This window comes from Tenacibaculum sp. IMCC1 (assembly GCF_054906355.1).
The window spans coordinates 1,449,528-1,463,005 of record NZ_CM142818.1 but is presented as its reverse complement, the minus strand read 5'-3'; the positions used below and the strand labels follow the sequence as shown (position 1 = coordinate 1,463,005).

The window sequence follows — 13,478 nt, the reverse complement described above, 5'->3', positions numbered from 1 at the left end:
AAAATAACAGCAATCTACTAGATTGCTGTTATGTAAGAAAAATTAGTTGTTTGGGTTTAGAATAGTGTCTATTCTATCTGCTGCATCTTGTAAGTGGTAACGGGTTATTGTGTTACGAGTAGAAGGAATACTACGTTTAATATCTTTTTGTAAACGTTTTAGCTCTCCTCTTACCACAGGTTTAATATCTGATTGATTGATAGTAACCGCTGTTTGTTTAAAATAGCCTCTATCACTTCTTGGTGCTTTTTGGTCTTTTGCTTTGTTTAGTAAAAAGTCCAATCTGTCTAAATGTGCACGTTGTAAGTTTCTACGATACGGATCAATGGTTTTGTTAGCGTATACTTCGCTCCAAATACCTTTACGTAAATCACCCATCATTTCAATAAGAGAATATGCTTTAGTTCCGTTTAAAGTTTCATTCTCAATCATACGAGTTAACCTTCCAGTTTTTAAAACCCTATTTAAGGTTTGTACTTGTAAACCTCTAATACGCTCAATAATTCCTGAGTGTTGTGTTTTACTGATGATGTTTTCATCAATTAACCAAGTAGGAGTTTTAAACAATTCGTTATTTACAAATTGTAACGCTCTTTTTTGATGATCTTTAGGTACGTGTATATAAACAGCTCCATCTTGATCGGCAGTTTTAAAATACTCATATACACCACCAATGTTAGAACTTACGTGCCCCATGTATCTGTTAAACTGTCCAACTACTTGTCCGTACATAGTTTTTAACTCTTCGTAAGTTTCACCATCTTCAGTAGTCCACTCTTCTAAACGAGGTAAAATACGTTGTAAGTTTTTAATACCATAAGCACTCGCTTTCATAGCATCGTCTCCTAAGTCTTCTGTTTGTGAACTAGGATCAATAATGTTACGAACTTGTTGGTGTCCGAATCTATACACAGAATTTCCTGCTTTTTCTTTAATCCACTGATTTAAGATTGTTTTTTCATCTTTAGCTGATTTATCTAAGATTGGTCTGTATCCCCAGTTGATAGCATATTTATCGTAAGGTCCAATATTAGGCATTAAAGCAACTCCTTTGTCTTCTGGTTGTGCTACATAGTTAAAACGAGCATAATCCATGATTGAAGGAGCTGTTCCGTTCTTTTTTGTAAATTCAGCTGAACGTAAAGAATCTACAGGATATGCAACAGAACTTCCCATGTTGTGAGGCAACCCTAAAGTATGTCCAACTTCATGAGAAGAAACAAAACGGATTAAGCGTCCCATAACTTCATCTTTAAATTGATTTCCTCTTGCATCTGGATTGATTGCAGCTGTTTGTACAAAAAACCAGTTGTGTAATAAAGTCATTACATTATGATACCAGTTAATATCTGATTCTAAAATTTCTCCTGATCGAGGGTCACTAACGTGAGGTCCATTTGCATTAGGAATTGGAGATGCTAAATAACGAACTACAGAGTAACGTACATCTTCAGGGCTCCAATCAGGGTCTTCTTCTTTAGTAGGAGCATCTTTAGCAATGATAGCATTTTTAAATCCAGCTGCTTCAAAAGCAATTTGCCAATCTTCAATACCTTGTTTGATGTACTTACGCCATTTTTTTGGAGTAGCTCTGTCGATGTAATAAACGATTTGCTTTTTAGGCTCTACTAATTCACCTCTTTTAAACTTTTCTAAATCTTCGTCTTTTACTTCTAAACGCCATCTGTCTAAATAGGTAACTGATTTACTTTTTTGAACATCTAAACCGTAATCTGTTTGAGAACTTGTAAACCATCCTACACGCTCATCAAAATAACGTCTTTTCATAGGGGTTTTAGGAAGTAAAATCATAGAGTTACTCAATTCCATAGTTACAGAACCTACACTAGAATTTGAAGGAGGATTTCCTGCAATGTAAGTTTTTACATTTCTAACTTCTATGTTTTGAGGATAACTACTAATTCTGTCAATATAAGATCTCGTTTTATCCATTTTAGAAATCTTATAACGTTTTCTGCTTCTTTGTGGAAAAGTAATTGCTTTTACATCACCTTCAAAAAGAGGGCTAGCATCAATTACAGTAGCTGTTGAGTCTTTGCTAAATGCTTTGATTGGAAAAGCATATAAGATAGGTTCAAAATTAGAGTTTACAACGGCTTCGTGTACCGGTAAAATGGTGTCTGCTACAACATTGTGAGAAACTACTTTTAGTAAAATTTGTTTCTTGTTTTTTACCCAACGTAACACTTGTGTATTTTGTTTTCCACCACCAAAACCAATACCGCTAGCTGTTTTAGCAATTCTAGTCACCATAAGCATTTCACGGTTCAGAAGAGAGTCTGGAATTTCAAATAAATAGTTAGCGTCTTTTGAGTGCACCTTAAACAAACCTTCGTCTGTTTTGTGTTTTTTGGTAACTACCTTTTCATAAGGTTGTATTCCGCCCTTTTTAGGTTTGTCTTTTTTAGCGGGAGTCTCTTTTTTTGTGTTTTTTTTCTTCTTTCGTTGTGCTTCTGCATTCAAAGAAACTCCTAAAGCAAGAAATACCACTAAAATAGTTGAAAGTATTTTTTTAGTCATTGTAAAAATTAATTGAATAAATAAGTGCGGAATTTAGCAAAACTACTACCAGAATTATCTTAATTAATTGTTAAAGAGATGTTTTGATGTATAGTTTTTTCTTTATTTATGGCTAGTTTTCAGTTTTTTACTGTATTGTAGTGTAAATAAAACCCCGTACCTTTGCAGCGGCATGAGAATTAGACGACTTTCAGATTGGTTACCGACTACGAAAAAGGAGGTGAAGTTAAGAGGATGGGATGAATTAGACGTAATCCTATTCAGTGGAGATGCATATGTAGATCATCCATCATTTGGTCCTGCAGTAATTGGACGTATTTTAGAGAGTTACGGTTTGCGTGTGGCAATTGTTCCGCAACCAAGTGTACACGATAATTTACAAGATTTTGAAAAGCTAGGAACTCCAAGGTTATTCTTTGCAGTAACCGGTGGTTGTATGGATCCCATGGTTAGTAATTACACGGCTAGTAAGCGCCGTCGTGATAAGGATGCTTACACTCCTAATGGAGATAAAGGGTTCAGACCTGATTATGCGACTTCAGTATATTCTAAAATTTTAAAGGAAAAGTTTCCAGATGTTCCTGTATTAATTGGAGGAATTGAGGCTTCGTTACGTCGTGTTACGCATTACGATTATTGGTCTGATAAATTATTACCAACGATTTTAGAAACTTCTAAAGCCGATATGTTGGTCTACGGAATGGGAGAGCAGCCACTAAGAGAAATTGTTGAGTTGTTGCAAAAGGGTGTACCATTTTCGAGCTTAAAAACGATTAAGCAGACAGCAGTTTTATTAGAAGAAGGTGAGAAAACTCCGAAAAATAAGAACTGGGACGATGTAGAAATTAATTCGCATGAAACTTGTTTGAAGGATAAGAAAGCCTATGCTTCTAACTTTAAAGTGATAGAGCAGGAGTCAAACAAATTATATGCACGTCGTATTTTTCAAAAGGTTGGGAATAAAAAGTTGATGATTAATCCGCCGTTTCCAACAATGACAGAGGAAGAAATTGATGCTTCGTTTGATTTGCCTTTTACACGATTACCGCATCCAAAGTATAACAAACGCGGACCTATTCCTGCGTTTGAAATGATTAAGTTTTCCATAAATATTCACCGTGGATGTTTTGGAGGGTGTAGTTTTTGTACTATTTCAGCACACCAAGGAAAGTTTATTGCGAGTAGAAGTCAGGAATCTGTTTTAAAAGAAGTAGATCAAGTTGCTCAAATGGATGATTTTAAAGGGTACTTATCTGATATTGGAGGACCGTCGGCAAATATGTATAAAATGAAAGGTAAAGTACAATCGATTTGCGACAAATGTGTTGCTCCGTCGTGTATTTCGCCAGTAATTTGTAGTAATTTAGATACCTCGCATAAGCCGTTAACAAAATTGTACCAAGCTGTTGATGCACATCCGAAGGTTAAAAAATCATTTATTGGAAGTGGTATTAGACACGATATGTTAGTGCCTGAGTTCAATAAAAATGCAGATCCTAAAGAGTTAGATGCATATACAGAAGAAGTGATGACAAAACACGTTTCTGGGCGATTAAAAGTAGCACCAGAACACACTTCTGATCCTGTACTAAAGTTAATGCGTAAACCGTCGTTTAAGTATTTTCATTTATTTAAAGATAGGTTTGATCGTATTAATATTAAAAAGAAATTAAAACTTCAATTAATACCATATTTTATTTCGAGTCACCCAGCTTGTGAGGCAGAAGACATGGCAAACTTAGCTGCGGAGACTAAAGATATGGGCTTTCAGCTAGAACAGGTACAAGGATTTACGCCAACACCTATGACTGTGGCTACGGTAATTTATTACAGTGGATATCATCCGTATACTTTAAAAGAGGTGAAAACTCCGAAAACAAAAAAGGAGAAGGAAGATCAGCACAAGTTTTTCTTTTGGTATAAAAAGGAAAATAAGCAATGGATTAAAGATACGTTAAACAAAGTTGGACGTACTGATTTATTGAAAAAGTTACTTCCAGAAGACACTTCTTGGCGAAAAAATAAAGCAGGAAAAGCTAAAAATACATTTGATGATACTGTGACGTATAAACCATCAAAGCCTTCTAGAAGAAAGAATAAAGGTTTTAAAAAGAAGAGACGATAAAAAATAAAAAATCCGCTGTTAGGCGGATTTTTTATTTATGCTTCGTTTTCTAAACGGTTTCGTTTCATTTCAAAAGCTTCGGTAGCTTGTTTTATAATATTTAAGGTGTCAGAAGCTCTTACCATTACTTTTTCGAGTTCTTTGTCTAAGTCTTTTGACTGGATATCGAATAGTTGAACTTCAACCACACCAATTTTTTCAATTAAACTTTTTTGCGTGTTTTTAATGTCTTCCATTTTAACTAAAACAGAGTTCATTGTATCGAGTCTTTTCTGTTCTTGATCTGTCATAAGTTTCTTTTTTAGTTGCAATTAAGATATGAAAAAATCAAGAGTTAAGCAAATTAAGTAGTTTGTAAGGTGTTGGTATTTAGTGTTTTTAGTAGGTTTTTAAATAGCAAAAAAGCAGGAGTAAAATTCCTGCTTTTTGTTATTCTGAAAATTCTAATACGCTGTTTTTAGTACGGAGTCTTATTTCACTTAGTTTTTCATCAACTAACAATTTTCCGTCTTTAAAAACTTCTCGTAATTCGCCTTTTTGTTCTTCTTCCCAACTTACTTGATCGTGTAATTTATATTTTCCATCTTCTAGCGTTATTTTTAATAATCCTTTAGCAGATTTTTTAGTTCCGTCATCGGTAATTGGGTCTTTAAAAATTTCTCTTCCTTCTCCATCTACTTCTCCGTAAGTAGCTTTCATGGCAAATCCAAAGGTATCTCTTGTGTTGTATTGATAGGTAAAAGAACCAATTCCTAAGACTACGTTGGTAGAGGCAAACCCTTTTTGTTTTAAACGTTCACAAATTTGTGTGGCTCTTTCAAGGGTAATGCTATCGCCATAGATAGCTCCAATATGACTATCTAGTTCTTTATATCCTTTTGTGTTGGTTGTTCCTCCAAAAACTTCCCAAAGCAGTTGTATGACTCCTTTTTGTTCTTCTACTGTTTTACCGTTTTGATTTCCGCAAATAATATCTACTGGATCCCCGCTGTCTGGTCTTATGACTACTTTTCCATCTCTGGCTAAGACTTCTTCTTTTAGATTAGGTAAGTATTCGGTAAGAACTTTCCATAAATCCCAAGTATCAGAAACAATAGAAACGATACCGTTTGGATATACCTCAGTAATTAATCTTTTAAAAGTATCTTCTTCACCACTATTGGTTCCCATACACATTACAGAGTGTTCAGTTGCTGCAACAGAACCACCAATCAATTCATTATCAGAATTTGCATTGTAATATTTTTCTAAAAAGTCTACAGCAGGAATTGTATCTGTACCAGTAAAACTTAGTAAGTGACCAGCAGCACTCATTTCAGCAGCTTCTAAACCAGCCATTCCTCTCATAGAAAAGTCGTGTCCTTGCCAATCTACCATTTCAGGAACAGATGAGGTTTCTTGTGCGTATTTGTCTAATATTTTTCTGTACTGTTTTGCAATGGTTGCAGAATTACATGGTAACCAAACAGTGGTTGACAATAAAGTTTCAAAATAGTTGGTTAGCCAAAAGAATTCTGGCAATGTATTATACATGGTAAACATTGGTACTCTGATTGGAACCTCAACACCCTCTGGTAATGCTTTAAAAACCATAGGAATGTATCCTAAATCGTGTAATGCAGCAATATGTTCTATACCTACAGAGTTTTCACCTAAATAATTATTGATTCTTCTACTGTATTGTTTGCAAATTTCTTCTTTTGGTTTGTTAAAGAAGTTGGTTTGAAATTCTTCAATAATATATTTTTTAATGAAGTATTGTAGTCCGAAAAAGACTACCTTTTCAACTCCTTGAATTCTACTTTTTCTTGGTGTCCAGTTTGAATATACTAACGTAGTATTGTTAGGGTATTGTCTTCTGTGGTCTACTTTGTAACCGTCTGTATATAATAATGGATTCATAGTATGTTATTTTATTTGTGTCAAAATTACGCAAATTAAAATTAACTGACAATTAAATCTTTTGAAATTTTAGTTTATTTCCTCTAAATATTGATTAAAACGAGAAGATATTTCTTTTATATATTGTTTCCCTTCAACATTCTCAATCATAAAGTCAGGAAGGCTTCCAATTCCATAGAATCCTGAGTTAATTCCTGTTGTTATAGATGCTACAGAGTCAACATCACCTCCAAGAAAAATAGATTTCTTAAGAGCATCAAAAGCACTTGTACTATTTTTTAAGATATATAGAACACTGCCTGTGGTATATTTTGAATCTGATGGCATACCGTTAATCCCATTTAAAAAATATGGTTTTCTTATCGGTTGATGTCCGCACAATGTTTCGTAATTACCCTTAGTTAATATCTCATTTGATTTTATCTTATTAACGGAGGTAAGGTAATTTTTATATTCATCATTTAGATTTACTTTTTCTATACAGTATTTTATGAGGTTTTCTTTATTTCCTTTTTTTACAAGTAAGTACTCAGTAGCTCTTGCAATACATTGACTACTAAGTATGGCATTTATATTAGGATGTGTTGCGTTAGCATTAATCTTTGCATATTTATTAATGAGATTCGAAGGAATGAAACCTAATGGGACTGATCTCATGGCTGGAGCATTTCCTGGAGTTGGCCTATTTCTTTGAAAGTTTTTAATTTCTTCAATTGTCATTTCTCCAGAGAAAAACCATCTCATTGACCCATGGCCATTTCTGCCGTGGCCTTTTTCATGTTTCCCTTTGTTGTATTCATCTTTCCATTTTTCTACTAATAAACTCTCATTAAACTCTTCTTTTGAATAGAGAGCTTTTATAAGTCCAATAGTCATTTCTGTATCATCTGTGTATTGCCAATCGTAATAATTTTCTGTAAAAGCACTTAACTTATCAGTTGAGATCTTAATTAAGTGGCGTACGTTGATGAACTTGGTAAAATCTACATTTTTTTGAATCCAATTTCTATCTTGAAACTCTAAACCGGCACCAAAAGCGTCTCCTATAGCTATACCCAGTAAAACATTGTATAAATTCACAATTTTATGTTTAATTATATCCAAAATTTTGTAATCAAATGCTTATGAATTTTTGTTTAATAAATCTCTAACTTCCATTAAGGCATACCCTAATAAATTGTGCCCTTTCCATAACTCTGGATTAGTAACATTCGGGTTGTCAGCAGCCATTCCAATTCCCCATATAGAATCAACAGGGCTTGCTTCTACTATAATTCTATCTTTTGTATTTAATAAAAATTCTTTTAAGTCTTTATTTTGAGAAAATTTAGCATGATTGGCTTTTACGACGATTTCGAATTTGTGTTGATCCCATGCTTTTGGAGAAAAGTTCTTAACCTTCCTCCCTAGTTTTTTTACTTGATGAGGTGTACTAACAGAAAGGATTTCTTGTAAAGTTTCTTCATCATTAAACACTTTCGCTTTACTAGCCATCATATAATGCTCAGCAGTAGGGTAGGTAATACCATCGATTTCAAAAGAAGCTTTCCACCACTGGCTGAAACAGCTTTTACCGACGCTTCCATCCTTGTTGGGTTGATGCCCCCAAAAAAATAAGAAACTTAAGTTTTCATTATTGTTGTAACGTGCTATTATTGTTTTATTATTATATTTCAAAGTATTATTATTTAGATGAGTTTATAGAGAATTTTAATTTCTCCCTTTTTCATTTGGATACAAATTTTTTACTTGGTCACTTTGCCAAAACTCTTTGTTGTCGATATCCATGATTGTTAAACACCCTGTAAATGCAGTTCCAGTATCAATGTTCCATAAGTTTAAGGCGTTTATAGGTATTGATGAACTATAGCGTATAGTTGGGGTGTGACCAATGTATATTTCTGAGTAGTGTGTAAACCTTTCAGGATATAGTTCAGATTTTTCAGATAAGTTTTTATCAGTAGCCAACGCTGTTTCCCATAAGGTTCTATCAAAATGATAATTTAATTTGAATGTCTCTTTTTCAACTCCGTGCATAGAGGTAAATCCAGCATGAATAAACAAACGATTTTTACTATCGATATGGTAAGGTTTCATTTGTTGAAAAAATGCTAGATGTTCATTTTTTTGTTCTTCTGAATAAGATTCGTAACTCTTTTTGGTTTCTTCTCCACCATGTGCTAACCAAATGGTTTCACCTTCACCAGTTCTCAACCAATCTTCACACCACAAATCATGATTTCCTTTAATGAAAATACATTCATGCTTTTTGTTTAACTCTATTAAAAAATCAATGACTTGTGCAGATTCACTCCAGCCATCTACATAATCACCAAGAAAAATTAAGGTATCTTCTATAGTGATTTTGGCTTTTTTAAAAACTTGGGGTAAGGCTTTTAAGCCTCCATGAATATCACCAATGACAAATGTTTTCATACTATTATAAATCTAAAAAATCAATAAATTCAGCCGGGACAAGGTTAGTTAACCAAACTCCATTTTCAGATAAAAAGAACTCATAATTTTTTTTATGCATAACACCTGACTGAACAGTCAAAATTATAGGTTTACCTCTTCTACTGCCTACTTTTTTAGCAGTTTCTACATCGGAACTCAAATGAACATGTTGCCTACTCATTTTTTGTAATCCGTTTTCTTTTATGGAAGGAATAAATTTAGCTACTGTTCCATGATATAAAAAGGGAGGAGGAGTCTTTGTTTCAGTTACTATGGTTACATTTTTTAAAGAGTGTCCTTGATTGGCTCTTATTTTTGTTTGATTTTCATTTAATGAAAATCGTTGTTTGTCGTTGTTTTTTACAATAAACTCCAATTCATCTTTTGTAAAAGTAACTCCGTTGTTACTTGATTTGTTCAAAAGTTCTTCTACTGAAGCCCATCCGTTGATGTCTAATTTTAGCCCAATTTTTTCAGGCTGATGCCTTAATATCAGGCTTAAAAACTTACTTATTCTTTTTGTGTTCTTCTCATTCATTTTTTTCAATTTTATTCAAAAACGTAAGCAATATTTGTTACGTTTTTATTGGTTAATTTTCATAACGATATTTTTTTGCGAATTGTTGACTTAAGAGAATAATATCATCTTTTCTTACTAATGAATCTATCCATTTTTGAGGTATATTATCAATTCCATAATACATACCAGCAATAGCTCCAACTACAGTAGCTGTAGTATCAGTATCATCCCCTAAATTTACAGCTTTTAAAACTGCTTCACTATAATTAGAAGTGATAAGTAAACACCAAAGTGAAGCTTCTAATGTATGTAGAACATAGCCACTGGAATTTATATCTTCTTCTTTTAAACTAGATATATCTTGCTTTAAAATTCTAGAGAAATAATTTTGCTCGTAAGAAGAAATATTTCTTTCTGAAAAAAAGACAGTAATTTCCTTTTGCATCTTTTTATATGAATCTACAATTGAAAATCCATTTAAAATATGTTCAGCTAATTTTAAATATATTAAACAAGAAATTGCCGACCTTATGTGTGGATGTGTTAGTGATGAAACATGCCAAATAATATTAAATTGGTCCTTTATTTTTTTACCCTTTATGTAAAAGAGTAAAGGAATAATTCTCATTAATGAACCGTTACCATTGGTATATTCATCATCAGAATATTTTAAAATTTCTAGTTCTTTATAGTCTTCTTTATTTATGATTTTTGAAAGTTGTTCAATCGCTTTTCTTGTTTGGATTCCAATATCAAAAACATTACCGTGTGGAGTCCATATCTCAGCATTCATCCATTGGATAAATTTATATGAAATATCCACTAAATCGTACCCTTGACATAAACTTTCAGCTAAACAAAATGTAAGAGAACTGTCATCAGACCAAGTTCCTTTGGGTTGATGATGTGTTCCAAACTCTCTCATATCTATTACAGGATTTTGTTTTAACTCTTGCCTGTTTTTAAACTCCACAGGTACCCCTAGAGCATCAGCTACAGCTAATCCAATAAATGTTGACTTTATAATGTTATTTTTCATAGTAGTTTTTTATGATTTTTATAGCAATTTTCCCAATTCAATCTGTATACAATTATCGTTTTCTATAGTTTTAAAACTATCCGTTGTAAAAATTTTGGTGAAGTGTTTTTCAAGTTCATCAAAACCTTTACTAAATATTCCGTGACTTACGGCTAAGTAGAGGTTTCCAGCATTCTTAGCTTTTAGTTCTTTAGCTAGCCCTAGAAAAGTACCTCCACCATCACAAATATCATCTACTATCAAACAATCTTTTCCTTGTAAGTCATCAGTATATACTTTAAAACCTGTCAACTGACCTGTTTTTACGTTTCTGCTTTTAGAACATTCAATTACTTCATAGTTTTGAAGGTAAGCAGCAACTTTGTATATCTTTTTTAAAGCACCACCATCAGGAGAGATTAAAGTCAAATCTTCTGAAAGCTGTTGTGTAACTAGCTCTATAAATTTGTGATTATCGATAACCTTACAGTTATTCAATAGGGCAGGAGTTACCTCAGAATGTGGATCGAAAACAGTTACTGACTTAAAGTTTTGCGCATTTATAATATCTGCATATACTTTTATCGATAAAGGTTCACCCGATACCATTAATCTATCTTGACGAGCTGCTGGAAAATAGGGAAGGACAACATGTAACTTTGCAATCCCCATGTTTTTTAATGCATTAGTAGCCAATAAAAGCGTACCGATATCATTAAAAGACTGGATGCGATGTGTAATGGTAACTTCTGACACATTTTCAAGTTCAGAAATGATTTTAATATGTGGTTCCCCTCCTGAAAAAGTAAAGAAATTATAGTCTACATTGTTTTCTGTTCCGTAAGGAGTAAAGCTTTTATCTAAGTTTAAAATCATATTGCGTAATTTTTACACAAATATAATACGGTTTTTTAAAATAAAAAATGTTTTAGTGTTTTTTTTACGCAAACTTAATTTCGAAGTGGAATCCTTTCTTTTCTAGATCTTTATACTTCTTAGCATTAAACTTAAAAAGTTTTGCAGGTCTACCACTAGAAGGCTGGTGTATTTTATCGGTTTCGGTAAGTATTCCAAAGCTCATAATTTTTTTTCTGAAATTACGTCTATCAATTTTTTGATTAAGGATTGTTTGATATAAATTTTCTAAATCAGAAAAAGGAAATTCTTTTTTTAGTAATTCAAAACCTATAGGTTGGTAGTTTATTTTGTTTTGAAGTCTTTGTAAAGCTGTGGTTAAAATACGATTGTGATCAAATGCTAGTTTGGGGAGTTCATGAATAGGAAACCATTGTACTTCAGCGGCATCAGTATCAGCACTAATTTTAAAATGATTGGGACTTACCAAACCAAAATAGGTAACAGAAATAACTCTGTTTCTTGGGTCTCTTTTGGGAGTTCCGAATGTATATAGTTGTTCAAGATAATCGATAGTAACTCCTGTTTCTTCTAATAATTCTCTTTCAACTGCATGTTCTAGTGATTCGTTTTCTAAAACCAATCCACCAGGCAATGCCCAAGCTCCTTTAAAAGGTTCGATGCCTCTTTTTATTAATAAGACAGAAAGTTCTTTTTGTTGGTAGCCAAAAACAACAGCATCTACAGCAACTTTTATATTTTGTGATATCTTCATTTAGTGTTGAATTTACACAAAGTTACGAAAGTTTTAAAAATTATAGATTCATATTTTAAACAAGGTACTTTTTAATTGTTTTTTTAATGTAGCTTGTGCAATTTGAATAATAAAATCTACTTACAAACTTTACAATCTTCTTTGTCTTGAATTTCACCTACTAATTTTCCTTCTTCGTTAAGTGAAAATCCACAGCAATCCATAAAACCTTGAGCAATTAATTTACGAGCACGTTGAATTTGAGATTTAGTAGTTGGTAAATTTTGTTTTAAAATGTCAGCAACTTCTTGCTGTTTTAAGCCTTTTATATCTGATAAAAATAGTGGATCCCTATACTTTTTAGGCAAGCTTTGTAAGATTCCACGTAAGCAATCTTTCTCGGTATGCTCGTGTTCTTTTATGTCTGTTTGAACTTCAAAATTTTTAAATTCAATTGTTTGATTAGTATTCTTGAAGTAATCCATCATCGTATTCCGAGCAATCGTAAAAATCCAAGGTTTTAGTTTGGTGATATCGTTTAATGTATGAAGTTTAGTGTGAACTTTTATAAATGTTTCTTGTAAGAGGTCATCAGTCACAGTAGTGTCTTTCACCTTACTTAAAATAAAGTGTTTTATATCATCTGCGTATTTTTTCCAAACTTGTTGCGTTGTCATTCTATAAATTTACGAAAAATGCCACGTTGAATAAATAAACATTTGTTTTTCATTTTATTCAGCGTGACAAAACATTTAAAAATTGATTTAATTAACAGTTACAGTTGTTGCATGTGCAGTTTTCACATGTACAATTTGAGCAGTCATTTGTTTTACATCCTTCGCAAGTGCAGGTACATTGATTATTATTTTTCATGATATTATATGTTTTGTGTGTTCGTATAATAGACTAGGAAAAGAATAAAAAGATGCGTTTATTTTTAAAAATATTTTTGAAGTTCTTTTCTAATAGGAATAGGCTTCACTGCTGAAATGTTTGTACCTCCTGTATTCCCTGTAGGTACCCAAATTAAAGTGAATAAAATTGAAGCTATAATTCTAAAAAGTTGCCCAATAATTTCTTTGCTACTGTTTGTTTTTATTCCGTAAACTAGCATCCAATAATGAGATAGAGTGTGTCTATAAACATGTTTTTGTCCTAATACATGAGCGTTTTCTAAATGATAAAAAGACACCTGAAAGCTTTTGCTTTTAAGTGCCTTTTTAGCTAAAGTTAACTGCTTGTAAAACTCCTGTTTTCGTTGTAGTTGTGTCATGATTTATTGATTTTGTAAATCAGACTACAACGA

Annotated in this window: 13 protein-coding genes; 1 reads left to right on the top strand and 12 read right to left on the bottom strand. The window is 32.6% G+C overall.

Annotated features, from left to right (window positions below; all coding sequences use genetic code 11):
* Positions 1–42 precede the first annotated feature (42 nt).
* Positions 43–2,541, bottom strand: coding sequence for a zinc-dependent metalloprotease (locus tag ACXIHB_RS06810; RefSeq protein ID WP_462099245.1), 2,499 nt, complete (start codon positions 2,539–2,541; stop codon positions 43–45).
* Between the two features lie 172 nt (positions 2,542–2,713).
* Here ACXIHB_RS06810 and ACXIHB_RS06805 point away from each other — a divergent pair, with 172 nt between their 5' ends.
* The gene (locus ACXIHB_RS06805; RefSeq protein ID WP_159613506.1) at positions 2,714–4,666 is read left to right on the top strand and encodes a YgiQ family radical SAM protein; all 1,953 of its coding nucleotides are present in this window, start codon (positions 2,714–2,716) and stop codon (positions 4,664–4,666) included.
* A gap of 35 nt (positions 4,667–4,701) precedes the next feature.
* Here the strand turns inward: ACXIHB_RS06805 and ACXIHB_RS06800 are convergent, their stop codons facing one another.
* From ACXIHB_RS06800 to ACXIHB_RS06750, 11 genes are all read right to left on the bottom strand, one after another.
* Entirely contained in the window at positions 4,702–4,956 is a 255-nt protein-coding gene (locus ACXIHB_RS06800; protein WP_047788492.1) for a hypothetical protein, read from the bottom strand.
* Positions 4,957–5,095: 139 nt separating this feature from the next.
* Positions 5,096–6,568 carry a nicotinate phosphoribosyltransferase gene (locus ACXIHB_RS06795; protein WP_462099244.1) on the bottom strand — a complete coding sequence of 491 codons (1,473 nt, stop codon included), beginning with the start codon at positions 6,566–6,568 and terminating at the stop codon, positions 5,096–5,098.
* 69 nt (positions 6,569–6,637) lie between these two features.
* Positions 6,638–7,648: an ADP-ribosylglycohydrolase family protein gene (locus tag ACXIHB_RS06790; RefSeq protein ID WP_462099243.1), complete on the bottom strand. Its 1,011-nt coding sequence runs from the start codon at positions 7,646–7,648 to the stop codon at positions 6,638–6,640.
* A 42-nt stretch (positions 7,649–7,690) separates the two neighbouring features.
* Positions 7,691–8,245 (bottom strand): NADAR family protein, encoded by a 555-nt coding sequence (locus ACXIHB_RS06785; RefSeq protein WP_462099242.1) that lies wholly within the window; start codon positions 8,243–8,245, stop codon positions 7,691–7,693.
* Between the two features lie 33 nt (positions 8,246–8,278).
* A complete protein-coding gene (locus tag ACXIHB_RS06780) occupies positions 8,279–9,004 on the bottom strand; it encodes a metallophosphoesterase (protein ID WP_462099241.1) in 726 nt (241 codons plus the stop codon).
* Positions 9,005–9,008: 4 nt separating this feature from the next.
* Complete coding sequence (locus tag ACXIHB_RS06775; RefSeq protein WP_462099240.1) at positions 9,009–9,563, bottom strand: RNA 2'-phosphotransferase; 555 nt, start codon at positions 9,561–9,563, stop codon at positions 9,009–9,011.
* Positions 9,564–9,615: 52 nt separating this feature from the next.
* Positions 9,616–10,584, bottom strand: a complete 969-nt coding sequence (locus ACXIHB_RS06770; protein ID WP_462099239.1) for an ADP-ribosylglycohydrolase family protein — start codon at positions 10,582–10,584, stop codon at positions 9,616–9,618.
* Between the two features lie 18 nt (positions 10,585–10,602).
* Complete coding sequence (gene prs, locus ACXIHB_RS06765; protein ID WP_462099238.1) at positions 10,603–11,439, bottom strand: ribose-phosphate diphosphokinase; 837 nt, start codon at positions 11,437–11,439, stop codon at positions 10,603–10,605.
* A gap of 64 nt (positions 11,440–11,503) precedes the next feature.
* The gene (locus ACXIHB_RS06760) at positions 11,504–12,193 is read right to left on the bottom strand and encodes an NUDIX hydrolase (RefSeq protein ID WP_462099237.1); all 690 of its coding nucleotides are present in this window, start codon (positions 12,191–12,193) and stop codon (positions 11,504–11,506) included.
* A 116-nt stretch (positions 12,194–12,309) separates the two neighbouring features.
* Complete coding sequence (locus ACXIHB_RS06755) at positions 12,310–12,849, bottom strand: sigma-70 family RNA polymerase sigma factor (RefSeq protein ID WP_173359890.1); 540 nt, start codon at positions 12,847–12,849, stop codon at positions 12,310–12,312.
* A gap of 260 nt (positions 12,850–13,109) precedes the next feature.
* Positions 13,110–13,445, bottom strand: coding sequence for a DUF3703 domain-containing protein (locus tag ACXIHB_RS06750; RefSeq protein WP_349264472.1), 336 nt, complete (start codon positions 13,443–13,445; stop codon positions 13,110–13,112).
* Positions 13,446–13,478: the final 33 nt, after the last annotated feature.